General features: G+C 36.3%; 15 protein-coding genes and 1 tRNA gene. 6 read left to right on the top strand and 10 right to left on the bottom strand.

All coding sequences use genetic code 11. The features are described 5' to 3' along the window. Nucleotides 1-111: 111 nt before the first annotated feature. On the top strand, nucleotides 112-1,167 hold the full coding sequence (locus ACJJVM_RS07850) for an alkane 1-monooxygenase (protein WP_405211312.1): 1,056 nt from the start codon (nucleotides 112-114) through the stop codon (nucleotides 1,165-1,167). Nucleotides 1,168-1,172: 5 nt separating this feature from the next. On the opposite strand, the gene ACJJVM_RS07855 is transcribed toward ACJJVM_RS07850, so the two are convergent. Beyond that, nucleotides 1,173-2,135 carry a hypothetical protein gene (locus ACJJVM_RS07855; protein WP_405211313.1) on the bottom strand — a complete coding sequence of 321 codons (963 nt, stop codon included), beginning with the start codon at nucleotides 2,133-2,135 and terminating at the stop codon, nucleotides 1,173-1,175. Nucleotides 2,136-2,308: 173 nt separating this feature from the next. On the opposite strand from ACJJVM_RS07855, the gene gltX reads away from it, so the two are divergent. Beyond that, entirely contained in the window at nucleotides 2,309-3,826 is a 1,518-nt protein-coding gene (gene gltX / locus ACJJVM_RS07860) for a glutamate--tRNA ligase (protein WP_405211314.1), read from the top strand. Nucleotides 3,827-3,882: 56 nt separating this feature from the next. On the opposite strand, the gene ACJJVM_RS07865 is transcribed toward gltX, so the two are convergent. Then, on the bottom strand, nucleotides 3,883-4,557 hold the full coding sequence (locus tag ACJJVM_RS07865) for a hypothetical protein (RefSeq protein ID WP_299149368.1): 675 nt from the start codon (nucleotides 4,555-4,557) through the stop codon (nucleotides 3,883-3,885). A gap of 168 nt (nucleotides 4,558-4,725) precedes the next feature. Between ACJJVM_RS07865 and ACJJVM_RS07870 the strand changes: the two genes are divergently transcribed. Then, on the top strand, nucleotides 4,726-5,685 hold the full coding sequence (locus ACJJVM_RS07870) for an SPFH domain-containing protein (protein ID WP_035326207.1): 960 nt from the start codon (nucleotides 4,726-4,728) through the stop codon (nucleotides 5,683-5,685). Between the two features lie 66 nt (nucleotides 5,686-5,751). Here ACJJVM_RS07870 and ACJJVM_RS07875 read toward each other — a convergent pair whose 3' ends face one another. The 4 genes from ACJJVM_RS07875 to ACJJVM_RS07890 form a co-directional block, all read right to left on the bottom strand. Further along, nucleotides 5,752-6,012, bottom strand: coding sequence for a hypothetical protein (locus ACJJVM_RS07875; protein ID WP_405211315.1), 261 nt, complete (start codon nucleotides 6,010-6,012; stop codon nucleotides 5,752-5,754). Beyond that, on the bottom strand, nucleotides 5,999-6,418 hold the full coding sequence (locus tag ACJJVM_RS07880) for a phage holin family protein (protein ID WP_405211316.1): 420 nt from the start codon (nucleotides 6,416-6,418) through the stop codon (nucleotides 5,999-6,001). The genes ACJJVM_RS07875 and ACJJVM_RS07880 overlap by 14 nt, the downstream gene beginning before the upstream one ends. 21 nt (nucleotides 6,419-6,439) lie before the next feature. Further along, a complete protein-coding gene (locus ACJJVM_RS07885) occupies nucleotides 6,440-6,814 on the bottom strand; it encodes a YtxH domain-containing protein (protein WP_298349752.1) in 375 nt (124 codons plus the stop codon). A gap of 182 nt (nucleotides 6,815-6,996) precedes the next feature. Beyond that, a complete protein-coding gene (locus ACJJVM_RS07890; protein WP_405211317.1) occupies nucleotides 6,997-9,030 on the bottom strand; it encodes a glutamine--tRNA ligase/YqeY domain fusion protein in 2,034 nt (677 codons plus the stop codon). A 190-nt stretch (nucleotides 9,031-9,220) separates the two neighbouring features. Here ACJJVM_RS07890 and ACJJVM_RS07895 point away from each other — a divergent pair, with 190 nt between their 5' ends. From ACJJVM_RS07895 to ACJJVM_RS07905, 3 genes are all read left to right on the top strand, one after another. Further along, complete coding sequence (locus tag ACJJVM_RS07895) at nucleotides 9,221-9,430, top strand: zinc ribbon domain-containing protein (protein WP_035326201.1); 210 nt, start codon at nucleotides 9,221-9,223, stop codon at nucleotides 9,428-9,430. A gap of 59 nt (nucleotides 9,431-9,489) precedes the next feature. Continuing rightward, complete coding sequence (gene folB, locus ACJJVM_RS07900) at nucleotides 9,490-9,846, top strand: dihydroneopterin aldolase (protein ID WP_035326199.1); 357 nt, start codon at nucleotides 9,490-9,492, stop codon at nucleotides 9,844-9,846. A gap of 153 nt (nucleotides 9,847-9,999) precedes the next feature. Next, nucleotides 10,000-10,070 (top strand) — tRNA-Cys (locus ACJJVM_RS07905). Between the two features lie 48 nt (nucleotides 10,071-10,118). On the opposite strand, the gene ACJJVM_RS07910 is transcribed toward ACJJVM_RS07905, so the two are convergent. The 4 genes from ACJJVM_RS07910 to rnr form a co-directional block, all read right to left on the bottom strand. Next, nucleotides 10,119-10,820 carry a LysE family translocator gene (locus tag ACJJVM_RS07910; protein WP_035326195.1) on the bottom strand — a complete coding sequence of 234 codons (702 nt, stop codon included), beginning with the start codon at nucleotides 10,818-10,820 and terminating at the stop codon, nucleotides 10,119-10,121. A 103-nt stretch (nucleotides 10,821-10,923) separates the two neighbouring features. Then, a complete protein-coding gene (locus ACJJVM_RS07915; protein WP_405211318.1) occupies nucleotides 10,924-11,595 on the bottom strand; it encodes a head GIN domain-containing protein in 672 nt (223 codons plus the stop codon). Nucleotides 11,596-11,655: 60 nt separating this feature from the next. Then, nucleotides 11,656-11,823, bottom strand: a complete 168-nt coding sequence (locus ACJJVM_RS07920; RefSeq protein WP_169741090.1) for a hypothetical protein — start codon at nucleotides 11,821-11,823, stop codon at nucleotides 11,656-11,658. Between the two features lie 66 nt (nucleotides 11,824-11,889). Continuing rightward, entirely contained in the window at nucleotides 11,890-14,094 is a 2,205-nt protein-coding gene (gene rnr / locus ACJJVM_RS07925) for a ribonuclease R (protein ID WP_405211319.1), read from the bottom strand. Between the last annotated feature and the right edge of the window lie 432 nt (nucleotides 14,095-14,526).

Raw genomic sequence — 14,526 nt, forward strand, 5'->3', positions numbered from 1 at the left:
ATGTTTTAAGAATGTTCTATTTTGTCTACAATAATCTTGCCTATCAACACTTTATGCAAGATTATTGCTTTGTCCTTTCTAACAATATATTAAACACAGCACTTTTACCCTATGAAAGATCTCAAATATCTTACTGCCTACTCTACTCCACTATGTGCTTTTATAGGTCTTACTTATCAAGATGTCTGGGTGTGGTTAACCCCAATTTATGCCTTTGTACTTGTACCTATCATTGAATCAATTTTACCTGTAAATGAGGTTAATATAGACTCTCAAGAAAAGGAAGATAAGCAATCATTACACTGGACAGATTTCTTATTGTATCTAAACATTGTGATTGTGTACGGTATATTATTACTTACATTGTCCACAGTAACTACTCAAGAAACTAGCCTTGCAGAGCTTGTAGGTCTCATATTTTCTGCCGGTATTGTAATAGGCTCTAATGGAATAAACGTAGCTCACGAGCTGGGTCATCGTAAAAGTAAAATTGAGCGAACTCTAGGTAAACTCCTCCTACTGCCAGCACTCTATATGCACTTTTATATAGAACATAACTATGGCCACCATCTTAAAGCTGCCACTCCAGAAGATCCGGCCACAGCAAAGTATAATCAATCGCTCTATTCTTTTTGGGTTTCTTCTATTTACAAGCAGTATACAAACTCCTGGAGGATACAAATGGACCTATTAAAAAGAGCAAATAACTCTTTTTTATCTTTTAAAAATGATATGTTCTGGTATCACATTTTTCAAGCTAGTTATTTGTTTGTTGCCTATTGGTTTTTTGGCTCTTTAGGTCTTATGGTTGTAATTTTTGCAGCAATCGCAGGCTTTTTACTCCTTGAGACTATTAATTACATAGAACATTATGGGTTGAGACGTAAAAAACTTCCTAGTGGCCGTTATGAGCGTGTAAGAGAAGTACACTCGTGGAATAGTAACCACGTTTTTGGACGCATAATGCTCTATGAACTTACCCGTCACAGTGATCACCACTATCGTGCAAATAAGAAATATCAATTACTAGATTATCACGACATAAGCCCGCAACTACCATATGGATATCCTACCAGTATGGTACTATCGCTATTACCACCCTTATGGTTTAAGATTATGAACAAGCGAGTCCCAGCAGATCAGCGCATTGAATCCCATAAGTCATAATAAATCTATTGCTTAGTTAACCTAAACTTTGCTGGAGAATCAACTAAGTCACACTCTGTATTATAACCTTCAAAACCTTCTAAAATATATAATTCAAAAACGGTATCATCTATTTCGTCTACTAGTCCCGGAGGATTATCTGGACCTATTAAAATACGATCTGTGGGATCAGGACCGTGTAAACAAATAGGTAATTTTGTCTTCTGATACCTCGTGATTTCTGCATAGTCACAAGCAATACTAAACTCAATATCTGGCGAATCATCTGTTCCTATATCCAAAAGAGTAATTGTTCTAACATTATTTGAATGTCCTCTATCCAATCTTACAGTTGTAGGAATAAGTGGAAAAGTTTTGCCTAGAGGTCCCTCTTCTATTTGCTCCATAAAATATATCCCAGTAAATTCTGCTTCCTGTATAGGTGATACGATATTAATAAGATAGGTAAAAGGTGATTTAAAAAAGCCTGAATTATTTACCACGGTTCCTGCAGAATTTGTGGTTCTAAATATTCTTCCATCCGTAAGATTTAATTCTAAGTCCAATCTAAATTGATCCCTACACATTGTTTGGTCAATAGATAAACCAGTGGCAGCTAGAAGCTCTGCATATGAGTATTCTAGTGTTTTTACAGGTAAACCAGAGGGACCTTCATTAAAATCTGAAGCGAGTAGTGTCTCTAGCTCTATACGTTCTATATTATTACTGCCATTATCTGGTGTACGATCAATAAATGAAACATAAATCAATAAAGATTCTAAAAGATCGCCATCCATAATATCTTGTTCTTCAATATTTAAGCTAAACATCGAGTTTTCATCTCCTACATATACTTCACCATTATTATAAGATACAGTACGTATAATTGCACCTCTTTCTACCTCTTCTAAGACGGTTGTTATTGCCTTTTCATCTGTTTCACAACCTACAAGTAAACCAAGCATTACACAAAGAATAATTTGTCTCATAATTTTCTATTTTGAAATAAATGTAATCACATCTATTATCGGGAAAGTAAATTCCGATAATCATTAGCTACGATTTTTTAAGAAATACGCTTTCGCGAAAGCGTAAAAACTTTAAACCCCAAATCTCAAAATTTTACTCTTCTTAAAAGTATCTTTGCACAAAATCTAAGACTATGTCTCAAAATGTTAGAGTGCGATTTGCACCTTCACCTACTGGGCCATTGCACATCGGTGGTGTGCGCACGGCGCTTTTTAATTACTTATTTGCAAAGAAACACGGAGGTACTTTTATCTTACGTATAGAAGATACAGATCAAAATCGCTATGTAGCTGGTGCCGAAGATTACATACGTGAGAGTCTAGACTGGTGCGGTATCTCTTATGATGAGGGACCTACTAAAGATGGTGGATATGGACCATATAGACAAAGCGAGCGCAAGGATATGTATCATACCTATGCACAGAAGCTTATAGATTCTGGTAATGCTTACTATGCTTTTGACACGGCAGAGAGCCTAGATGCTCACCGAAAAGATCACGAGGCAAACGGTAAAACTTTTATATATAACTGGCATAACCGTCTTAAACTAGATAACTCACTTGTACTCTCTCAAGAAGAAACTAAACAGCGCATCGCAGCTGGTGATAACTATGTGATACGCTTTAAATCTCCTCAAGATGAAGTTTTAAAACTTCAAGATGAGATACGTGGTGATATGGAGATAGATACAAACATACTAGATGATAAGATTTTATTTAAGTCTGATGGTATGCCTACTTATCACCTAGCAAATATTGTAGATGACCACCTTATGGAAATCTCTCACGTAATACGCGGTGAGGAATGGTTACCATCTCTTGCTTTACACGTATTGCTATACAGAGCATTAGGGTGGACAGCTCCAAAATTTGCACACTTACCGCTTATCCTTAAACCAGTGGGTAAAGGAAAGTTAAGTAAGCGTGATGGAGATAAACTAGGTTTTCCAGTGTTTCCGCTACAATGGCAGGATCCTAAGAGTAATGAAATCTCTTCTGGTTACAGAGAAGATGGATACTTTGCAGAGGCTGTAGTAAATATGCTTGCCTTTTTAGGATGGAATCCAGGTACAGAGCAAGAAATCTTTAGTCTTGATGAGCTTATTGCTGCCTTTGACCTAAAACGTGTTAATAAAGGCGGTGCCAAATTTGATCCAGAAAAAACAAAATGGTTCCAGCAGCAGTATATGCAAGAAACACCCGTAGCAACTATTGCAACAGCTTTCTCTACATTGTTAACTGAGAAAGGTGTTGAGGCTACAGAAGCATATACTACACAGGTTGTAACACTTATAAAAGAGCGTGCTGTATTTGTAGAAGATCTTTGGACCTTAGGTAGCTACTTCTTTACAGCTCCTACTGCCTTTGATGAAAAAGCGTCAAAAAAAGCCTGGAAAGAAGGTACTAACGCTATTATGGAAGAAGTAAAAATCATACTTAATGGTGTAGATAACTTTACAACTATAGAGGCACAAACAGCTCTTAAAGCTTGGATAGTAGATAGTAAACTAGGATTTGGTAAAGTAATGCAACCTTTTAGGCTTTCGCTAGTGGGAGCTATGCAGGGACCAGATGTTTTTGATATTGCAACTACTATAGGTAAAGAAGAAACACTGCGACGTATAGATTATGCTATCGCTACGCTAGGATAATTATTACTTGATATTCTAAAAAAGAGGGAGTTTATAGCTTCCTCTTTTTTTGTGCTTTAAAGATAAAGAACAATACCTCCAGCTAGTAAAGATGGAGATCCTTTAAAATTATTTGCATTAGGATCTACATCTAATAGATCTCGGTCATTAAGATTATTAAACATATTTGTAAATCCATATTGATATTGTATAATAAATCTCACGTGCTCAAAACCAGCGGTGATACCTATAATTCCAAAGCCATTTATACGTGATATTTCTTCAATATCTTCTGCTCTTAATGCTGTGTAGCCTTCTACTATATTATCCCTCTGGCCCGTCTGTCTTAAATTCATTTTACCATTAACAAGTAAGGCAGGACCAAAATCTATTGCAAGATGTTTTTCTATAAGATTATAACTAAATAATAGATTAAGCTGTGCTCCTATTACTGTATATCTTGTTTCTTCTAGACGCGATTCTCCTAGTGGACGACTTTGTAAATTTATATTAGCACTTAAAAAATCAATCCCATAAACAATTCCAAAATCGTTGTATAATCTACCCCTTGTGGTAAGACCACCTAGAAACCCCGTTTCTCCTTCTAGATTAAAGTTTTGGGTATCTATATCTAGTACTGAGAGTTTTGCCTGCAGCCCTAATCTATTATAGTTACCTGGACTATAATAAGACTGTGCTGTTACGGTAACCATACCTATAACAAAGAATATTAAAAAAACTATGTATCTCATATATTGAGGTTCAGACTAGAACGACTTTGATTAATCAGTTTGTAATATAGAGCAAGTTTATTTCGTTTCAGAAACTTTTAGCTTAAGTGTTACTTTTTCTCGATAATAGCTACTTATCTTTATGAGAACCTTTGTAAAGGGTTCAATAAACCATCAAAAACAATAATTATGAGTCAAGTTATTCTTCCTGTACTAATAGTGTTTACACTATTTGTATTAATCTCTGCTTTCTTTATGGTAAAACAACAAACCGCTGCTGTAGTCGAGCGTTTTGGGAAATTTGTAGGGGTACGTAATTCTGGATTACAATTTAAAATCCCTCTAATAGATAAAATTGCGGGGCGTATCAACCTAAAAATTCAACAACTAGATGTTGTGGTAGAAACAAAAACAAAAGATGACGTTTTTGTAAGACTTAAAATCTCTGTACAGTTTCAAGTAGTAAAAGATCAAGTATATGATGCTTTTTACAAACTAGAAAACCCAGGAGATCAAATTACTTCATACGTTTTTGACGTAGTACGTGCAGAGGTGCCTAAAATGAAACTAGATGACGTTTTTGAGCGTAAAGATGATATTGCCATTGCAGTAAAGCGTGAGCTTAATGAAGCAATGTCTAACTACGGTTTTGACATCATTAAAACACTTGTAACAGACATTGATCCAGATTTACAGGTAAAGGCAGCTATGAACAGAATTAATGCAGCAGAACGCGAGAAAGTGGCTGCAGAGTTTGAAGCAGAAGCAGACCGTATAAAGATAGTAGCAAAAGCACGTGCAGAAGCAGAGTCTAAGCGTTTACAAGGACAAGGTATTGCAGACCAGCGTAGAGAGATCGCTCGTGGTCTTGAGGAGTCTGTAGATGTATTAAATAATGTGGGGATAAATTCTCAAGAAGCATCTGCTCTTATTGTTGTAACACAACACTATGATACTTTACAATCTATGGGTGAGCAAACTAACTCAAACCTTATACTTATGCCTAACTCACCACAGGCGGGTAGCAATATGCTTAATGATATGATCACCTCATTTGTAGCTTCAAATCAAATAGGTGAGCAAATGAAAAAAGAAAATGAAGCAAAAGGAATCATAAACAAGAAAAATAGAGATTCTCAAGAAGACTAAAATCTTTTTAATATTAAAAAAGCCCTAAGAAATCTTGGGGCTTTTTTTGTAAATAATAATGCGATACTACGCTTTATATTCTCCTTTTTTATCTACTTCCTTAACGCGCTTGTAGCCAAAGATTGCACTAAGTAATTTTGCTACTACTGCCTTTTGTACGAGTGAGCCTACAAGATTACCTATAGAGGAAACTGGAGATAGGCCAGAGCTCATTCCAGTCTTTGCGCCATTTACATTAATTCTTACCTCCTCCTCACTTATTTGTCTCTTAAGTTTAAGGATTTTAAGATCGTGTTCTATCTGGTCAAAGTTATTATATACTCTCATCTATCTTATTTTTTATAGACATAGGAACTCCTGCAGAGGGCGTTTCTTTAAAGGAATCATCGCTAAAAGCCATTTTACTATACTTTGTAAGTAACATACGCTCAAGTGGTTTTCCTGCAAATAAGAATACTAACAAGAAAATAAGAAAGTATATACCGCCCACTATAAAATAGCCCTTGCTTGGACTATCTAATGCATCACCTATTACAATAGCAAGTCCAATAGATAAAAATAGTAGAGCAAGTAGACCAAAAGTAGCTCGTAAAGCCATATTTGCAGCACTTACTAATCCTCTCATCCCGTTTTTAAACAATGAGAGTTTATAGTACTCTGCAGTAACCTTAGCATACTGTTGCCCGTTATCTGTGAGTCCTTTTAGGTTATCTGTTAACTTTTCAAAAGCCATATTTGATTGGTTTAAGTAGGCTTATGATAATGCTTTTTCTGTTTTTACCTTTGCTTTTTCGACTGTTGCTTCCTTTTGCAATTTTGCGTTCTGAAGTCTCAGTTCTGCAAGTTTTGTTTCTAGTGTAGAAATTACATCATCTGCCTTATGACTTGCAGTTGAGATAGTATTATTTAATTTTTCTTCAAAAGATAATTTTGCCTGTTGTGCATTATCTGTAAGTGACTCTCTAGTCTCTTTAAGTTGTTTTACCAGCTTTTCTTGTTCTTTCTTAGCCTTTTTAGAAAGGTCTTTTCTAGTCTTAGTTCCTTTTTCTGGAGCATAAAGAATTCCTGCTGCTGCACCTATTGCACCACCTAGAACTAATGCTAATAATGTATTACTTGACTTACTCATATCTCTGCTTTTTTTGATTAGTAATTGTTGTTGTGTAAAGATATTTTGATAGCCCATTATTCTCCGTTAATAACCGGTTAATATCCACAATACCAGCTCATAATAAATGTTAAAAAAACCCGCTATCTTTCTAGATAACGGGTTTTTATGCCAATTTTAGTTAAAATAGAGATCCCTATTTCTTAAAACCTTGCTGCCGCTTCTTGCAGCAACTCATTCTTATCTTCTCTTGCTTTTTCGACAAATGCTTCTGCACCTTCTATGTCTTTAATGGTTTTGTTTTGCGCTTTCGCGAAAGCGTATAAACTCTCCATACCCGCAAGACGAGTTCCTACCTTTTTTGCCGCAGTGTTAAAGAATCCTTTTACCTCTTCTTCTGTAAGCTGGGCTGCTAGTTTTTGAATATCTGCTACTGTAGTAAGACGCTTCTCCTCTGGAAGATTTGCTAGCTTCTTACCTAGTTTATTTATGGTACTCAATGCAGATGCTTGTTGCTGCTGAGGTTTTGGTGCATTTTGATTTTTTTGTGAGGCTTGCTTAGGCTTAATTTTTGCCCAAGAATCACGTAAACCTACCGTTCTATTAAAAACAAGATGTGATGGGGTACTGTCCTTATCTACATTAAAATATCCCTTGCGCTGAAACTGAAATAAGTCACCTACCTCAACATCTTTGAGACTAGGCTCAAGGTAGCCTGTAATGGTTGTTAAACTGTTAGGATTTATAAATTCCATAAAATCCTTGTCTTCGTGACCATCTGGATTTTCATCACTAAAAAGTCTATCAAATAAGCGCACCTCTGCCTTAATCGCGTGTTGTATAGATACCCAGTGAAGTGTTCCCTTTACATTGCGCTTAGAAGCTTCTGTACCGCTTCCAGATCTACTCTCTGGGTCATAGGTACAATGTATCTCTGTGATGTTTCCATCTGCATCTTTTATGACTTCTTCACCCTTTATGATATATGCATTTTTGAGACGGACTTCTTTACCCGTAGTAAGTCTAAAGTATTTACTACCAGCATTTTCTTTAAAATCTTCACGTTCTATGTACAGCTCTTTACTAAAAGGAACTTTACGCTCACCTGCACTCTCATCTTCTGGATTATTTTCTGCATCTAGCCACTCTTCTTTTCCTTCTGGATAATTTGTAATCACCAGCTTTACAGGATCAAGAACTGCCATCACTCGTGGTGCTGTACGATTTAAATCTTGACGTATATGAAATTCTAATAGCTCTACATCTATCACATTCTCACGCTTTGCAACACCTACTGCATCTATAAAATTACGTATAGAAGCAGGAGTATACCCACGACGACGTAAACCAGAGATAGTAGGCATACGTGGGTCATCCCAGCCAGATACAACACCTTCTTCTACCAGTTTAAGAAGCTTGCGCTTACTCATAATGGTATAGTTAAGGTTAAGTCGTGCAAACTCTCTTTGTTTTGGACGTAAGTCTTCACCTGTATAAACTTGGTCAAGAAACCAGTCATATAGCTCTCTATGAGGCTTAAACTCAAGTGAGCATAAACTATGCGATATTTGCTCTATATAATCGCTCTCTCCGTGCGTCCAGTCATACATAGGGTATATACACCAGTCACTACCTGTACGGTGGTGATCTTTATGTAGCACTCTATAGATAATAGGGTCACGCATTAACATATTTACGTGTGCCATATCAATCTTAGCACGTAGTATGTGTTCTCCTTCTTTAAACTCTCCTGCCTTCATTCTAGCAAAGAGGTCTAAGTTTTCTTCTACTGTGCGATCACGATAAGGTCCAGGTACACCAGGTTGTGTAGGTGTGCCCTTTTGCTCTGCCATCGCCTCACTAGATTGTGAGTCTACATAAGCCTTTCCATCTTTAATGAGCTGGATAGTCCAGTCGTATAATTGCTGGAAGTAGTCACTAGAAAAACATACCTTATCCCACTGGTATCCTAACCACGAGACATCTTCCTTAATGGCATCTACATACTCCTGCTCCTCTTTGGCTGGGTTTGTATCGTCAAAACGTAAGTTTACCGGTGCACCATACTTCTCCCCTAGTCCAAAACTTATACATATAGCCTTACAGTGCCCTATGTGTAAATACCCATTAGGCTCTGGTGGAAATCTAAAGCGTAAATCTTCTTTAGAATAAGACCCTTTAAGATCTTCTTCAACGATTTGCTCTAAAAAATTTAATGATTTATGTTCTTCTGTCATAACCTATAATTCTTGTGGTAAAATTAATCATTTTGACGATGGGTTGTGCAGGTGTTTTGACGGGTATTTTTTACGCTTTCGCGAAAGCGTAGTACAACCTCTATAAATCATATATATATAACTCAACACTTTCTACATATTGTAACAAAACAAGGTAAACCCATACTCATATAGTAATCAAAATACCTTTATGAAAACACTCAACTATACCTGTCCAAAATGTGCAAATACAACTTATAGCATAGGGCAAATGAGAGCTACTGGTAGCTTTCTTACTAAATTACTTAATATGCAAACCGAAAAATACAGTACGGTTACTTGCAAAAACTGCTCATATACGGAGTTCTATAAAGCAAAAACTAGTGCGCTGAGTAATATTTTTGATCTCTTTGGAGCATAGTACTCTTGTAATACATTGTACGTATTGTAACTTTGACTACTTATAAACAATACCGCTATATGGGAAAAATAAGAGTAACAAATATACGTGCCTATGCATATCACGGTTGCCTCTCTGAAGAGACAGCCATAGGATCTGATTATAGAGTAGATGTAGAAATTGAGGCAGATTTATCTAAAAGTGCTCAAACAGACACGCTATCTCACACGGTAGATTATGTGTTACTTAACCGTATTGTTAAGGAAGAAATGGCAATACCCTCTGCCCTACTTGAGACCGTTTGCGAGCGTATACTGGTACGATTTTTTAATGAGGAAGCACTCATACAAGTAGCAACAGTCGCAGTATCTAAGGTAAATCCTCCTATAGGTGGCGATGTAGAAATGGTTACAGTAGAGCGTACTAAAACCCGTTAAGTACTAATTTTAAACAATATAAATGCTGTAAAAAAAGGACAAGGTTTTTATATCTCTTCTTGATAATGCATAATTGCAACTAGGAGGATGTAAAAAAGTAGTGATTCTCATAAGTTATATCACAAATCTATTCCTATATTTGCACGCACAACTGGTATCGTGGCCGAGTGGCTAGGCAGTGGTCTGCAACACCATCTACAGCGGTTCGAATCCGCTCGATACCTCAAAAAGGAACTTCATACGGAGTTCCTTTTTTTATGCAGTATTATTTTCTAGGTAATACTATCTGGCGTAATCTCTGGGATTTCTTGAAAACGCTCCATCTCTTGCTGTATATTAAACTCGTCTGAGGGTACAAAACCCTTAGTAACTAGTACAAGACCACAAACTATAAGAACAAGGCCTAAAACCTTTTTTAGTTTGAAAATTCTACGTGGAGTAAGATATCTTTTAAGTTGTTTTGCTAGAATAATCTTACCTAAGTCTGTAATAAAGTAAGCACCTATCATCCCGATAAAAAACCCAAGAAGGCGCTCTCCATCATTTTCTACAGTAGGTCCTATAATTATTAAGATACCTAGCCAGAAAACTAGCACTCCTATATTTATAAAATTAAGTAAGAATCCTTTTATAAAAAGTTGTAGGTAGCCTCCTTTTTTCACCTTTGCTCTATTAGGATCTAATGCATCACGCGTAGGTTTTTTGAGATAAATAGTAAGGCCGTACACTATCAATATAGCACCACCAAAAACGTAGAGACCTGGCTGGTTACTTAAGTTTTCTAGCAGTTGATAACTACTTAAGTAAGCAACCATTATAAAAATAATGTCTGCTATGATAACACCTATATCAAAACTTAGAGCAGCTCTAAAACCTTTTGTAGCCGCCGTCTCCAGCAACACAAAAAACACAGGCCCTATTAAGAACGCTAGGAAAAATCCTAGGGGTATGGCCGTGTGTAGATCTTCAAACATAAAAGTATAGTGCTTTACACAAAGTTAGGTAAAGGGATTTACAAAAGAAAAGGGATGCTCACTGGTTATGAACATCCCTCTATAATTTAAGAATACATTATGGTTACATAATCTTTATACGCCCTCCAAAGGTGCGATGCTTCTTTACCTCTGCAGGATTACCGTAAATCACAATGTCACCACCGGCACGTATAGTAAGGTCTGCCATTTTACTCGCATAAGCCTCTACTTCTCCTCCAGCTTGTACAAATATCTCTGCAGTTTCTGTCTCTAGATTACGACCCTCATAAATGCCACCTGTATTTACTTTTACTCTCTGTACCGTTGCTTGACCACTCGCTTCTATAATACCTCCTGTAACTGCTCTTAAAAGGGCTTCTCGCACTTGTAAACCTACTCTAACGCGAGCTCCTTCTTGCATCTTAATCTCAATCTTGTCTTGTTCTATAAGCTCGTTTGAGGTAATAACAGCTCCTTCATTACCATCTATAACTTCTAGATTATTATAATGCACGTATACAAAGGTCTTATTACCATCAAAAATGAGATCTAGATCCATTTTAATCTTAAGGGTTCCATCTTTGTTTACCACATTAACCTGGCTTACGTCTTCACCAGTAATCACCACCTTATTCTCGGTAGACTTTACAAGGTTTACCACAATACGATCATATACTTTTACTTCTGTAAAATCTCCTACATTTTTTGTGATAGGACTTTGAGCAAAAGAAATACTCGTTATAAGTATAGCTATAAATGTTACTATTGTTTTCATAATAATTGTCTTTGTTTGTTATAGAGACAGGTGGTATTCTCTATTGTTACAGTCTTACAATTAATGACGCTTCCCTTTCCAAGTACCGCCATACGTATAACCAGGACTATCTTTATGAAGATTGCAACAGTCTTCACAAATAAAAACCCATTGCTTTTTACTGTCAAGTCGTACTCTAAAGGCAACTTCAGTTTGTGTACTGCAGGTATGGCATTGTTTTGTTTTCATACAATAAAGCCACCTTATAAATTTTATAAAGTGGCTTATTTTTTTGCTTTCGCGAAAGCGTATTTATTATTGATGCAGCCCTTCCTTAACACCTACAAGTGTAAAGTCAAGATGTTTCTTAACAAGATCTGCTTCTTTTACTTTTACTACTACCTCGTCTCCTAGGGTAATCTGGTTACCAGACTTCTGCCCTATGACCGAGTAGCTATCTTGATCAAACTCATAGTGATCTCCTTTTATGTCACGCAAACGCACCATACCTTCACACTTATTTGAGATGATTTCTACGTAGATTCCCCACTCTGTAACTCCAGAGATAACACCCACAAACTCTTCATCTTGATGGTCTTGCATAAACTTGACTTGCATATACTTTATGCTATCACGTTCTGAACTTGTAGCAAGCTGCTCCATATGAGATGAGTGCTTACATTTTTGTTCATACTCTTCTTCACTAACAGATTTTCCGCCATCTAGATAATGTTGTAATAAACGATGCACCATTACATCTGGATAACGACGTATAGGTGAGGTAAAGTGGCTGTAATACTCAAAAGCAAGACCGTAGTGACCTATGTTTTCTGTACTGTAAACAGCTTTACTCATAGTACGTATGGCAAGTGTGTCTACCATATTTTGCTCTTTCTTACCTTGTACATCTACGAGTAACTGGTTAAGAGAAGAGGTTACACTTTTACGATCTGTGAGGTTCATTTTATAACCAAATTTGCCTACCACCTTCTCAAGAGAGGCAAGCTTCTCATCATTAGGCTCGTCGTGTATACGGTATACAAAGGTCTTTTTAGGTCGTTGTTTACCTATGAACTCAGACACCTTTCTGTTTGCAAGTAGCATAAACTCTTCTATGAGTTTATTTGCATCTTTTGATGTTTTAAAGAAAACTCCTGTAGGGTTTGCATCATCATCAAGATTAAACTTTACCTCTACTTTATCAAAAGAGATAGCTCCATCCTTCATACGCTGGCGGCGCATAATTTTTGCGAGTCTATCTAGCTCTAGCGTTGCTTCTACAAGCTCATCTGTAACTGTATACTCTTCACCAGTAAGTGATACTGCCGCTGGAATAATATTAGATCTACTCTCTATAATGGCTTGTGCTTCTTCATAAGCAAAACGCGCATCACTGTAAGTAACTGTACGTCCAAACCAAGAGTTTACAATTTTTGAAGTTTCTGGTACCATCTCAAATACAGCAGAGAAGGTATATTTTTCTTCATTGGGACGTAGAGAACAAGCACCGTTACTCAATATTTCTGGTAACATAGGTACTACTCTATCTACAAGATATACAGAGGTTGCACGCTCATAAGCCTCATCATCTAGTATGGTACCTGGTACGAGGTAGTGGCTTACATCTGCAATATGCACTCCCACTTCATAATTACCATTTTCTAGTTTTTGGAAACTTAATGCATCGTCAAAGTCTTTTGCATCCTTTGGATCTATGGTATATGTGAGTACATCACGCATATCACGACGCTTTGCGATCTCCTCTTCTTTTATAGAAGTATCTATCTTATTTGCATACTCTTCTACCTCTTTTGGAAACTCATATGGCAATCCATATTGTGCAAGTATAGAGTGTATCTCTGTGTTATGCTCACCAGGTTTACCTAGTACTTTTGTGATTTTACCATAAGGAGAGTCTGCTTTTTCTGGCCAGTCTTCTATGGTAACCACTACTTTATCACCATCTTGTGCATCACCTATTTTTTTAAGTGGTACAAAGATGTCTGTATACATCTTGTTAGACTCAGATGTAAGTACAAAGGCAAACTTTTTTTGGAGTTTTACAACCCCTACAAATTCTTCAGTTTTACGCTTGATGATTTTTGTAATCTCACCTTCGTGTTTCTTACTACGACGCTGGCGGTATATATATACCTCAACCTCGTCACCATTAAGTGCTTTATTTAAGTGATGAGGTGGTACATAGATATCTTGTTCAAGATCATCTACCATCACATAACCACCACCTTTACCAGAAACATCTAGTATCCCAGTGTGGTAATTTTTATTTGCTGCAATCTTAAACTGGCCACGTCCCTCTTCTACGATTTGTTCTTTGGCTTTAAGTTGCTGTAAGTTTTTGATTATTTGATTACGGCTAGATGGATCATCTACATCAAGTTTTGCCGCTATTTGTTTGTAATTGTAAGTTTTGTGATGATCTGCTTTTAGAATTTTTAGTATTCTTTCTGAGAGGTTTGTTATTTTTCCTGGTCCTCTCCTTCTCTTCTTCTTATTCATTTATTTTATATCTGGTACAAAATTAGTCTTAAAATGTTCAACTTCAGTATTTCTGTTAAAATTTTAAGTTTTTATAACCTTTTAGAAACAGGGTTTGTGATTATTACGCTTTCGCGAAAAGATGAAACGAGCTACTTATAAGAGTATGTAGCAAGAGCATTAAAATTTTATACTCTTTAAGTCAAGACATTTTGATATGTAAAGAGTACTGTGCAAAAGCTATGCCTTAAAACATTTTATAACAGTCATTCTCAAAATTACGGAAACAGTAAATCTTAATCTCATATCACTTAAAACATCCCTTTTATGGTAACATTTTAAAAATCAAAACTTTAAAATTAACAGTTATTTCTATTTTTCTTAAAAAAATCTTAAAATTAGTGTAACAATTGTATTTTTGTAGCGTCTTTATAGAGACGAGCACTATGAATA

It is taken from the genome of Dokdonia sp. Asnod2-E02, assembly GCF_045063915.1.
Taxonomy (GTDB): domain Bacteria; phylum Bacteroidota; class Bacteroidia; order Flavobacteriales; family Flavobacteriaceae; genus Dokdonia.

Bases quoted from the DNA above. Each gene is read 5' to 3' on its own strand.
- ACJJVM_RS07850 (WP_405211312.1), top strand. From the start codon at position 112: ATGAAAGATCTCAAATATCTTACTGCCTACTCTACTCCACTATGTGCT.
- ACJJVM_RS07855 (WP_405211313.1), bottom strand. From the start codon at position 2,135: ATGAGACAAATTATTCTTTGTGTAATGCTTGGTTTACTTGTAGGTTGT.
- gltX (WP_405211314.1), top strand. From the start codon at position 2,309: ATGTCTCAAAATGTTAGAGTGCGATTTGCACCTTCACCTACTGGGCCA.
- ACJJVM_RS07865 (WP_299149368.1), bottom strand. From the start codon at position 4,557: ATGAGATACATAGTTTTTTTAATATTCTTTGTTATAGGTATGGTTACC.
- ACJJVM_RS07870 (WP_035326207.1), top strand. From the start codon at position 4,726: ATGAGTCAAGTTATTCTTCCTGTACTAATAGTGTTTACACTATTTGTA.
- ACJJVM_RS07875 (WP_405211315.1), bottom strand. From the start codon at position 6,012: ATGAGAGTATATAATAACTTTGACCAGATAGAACACGATCTTAAAATC.
- ACJJVM_RS07880 (WP_405211316.1), bottom strand. From the start codon at position 6,418: ATGGCTTTTGAAAAGTTAACAGATAACCTAAAAGGACTCACAGATAAC.
- ACJJVM_RS07885 (WP_298349752.1), bottom strand. From the start codon at position 6,814: ATGAGTAAGTCAAGTAATACATTATTAGCATTAGTTCTAGGTGGTGCA.
- ACJJVM_RS07890 (WP_405211317.1), bottom strand. From the start codon at position 9,030: ATGACAGAAGAACATAAATCATTAAATTTTTTAGAGCAAATCGTTGAA.
- ACJJVM_RS07895 (WP_035326201.1), top strand. From the start codon at position 9,221: ATGAAAACACTCAACTATACCTGTCCAAAATGTGCAAATACAACTTAT.
- folB (WP_035326199.1), top strand. From the start codon at position 9,490: ATGGGAAAAATAAGAGTAACAAATATACGTGCCTATGCATATCACGGT.
- ACJJVM_RS07910 (WP_035326195.1), bottom strand. From the start codon at position 10,820: ATGTTTGAAGATCTACACACGGCCATACCCCTAGGATTTTTCCTAGCG.
- ACJJVM_RS07915 (WP_405211318.1), bottom strand. From the start codon at position 11,595: ATGAAAACAATAGTAACATTTATAGCTATACTTATAACGAGTATTTCT.
- ACJJVM_RS07920 (WP_169741090.1), bottom strand. From the start codon at position 11,823: ATGAAAACAAAACAATGCCATACCTGCAGTACACAAACTGAAGTTGCC.
- rnr (WP_405211319.1), bottom strand. From the start codon at position 14,094: ATGAATAAGAAGAAGAGAAGGAGAGGACCAGGAAAAATAACAAACCTC.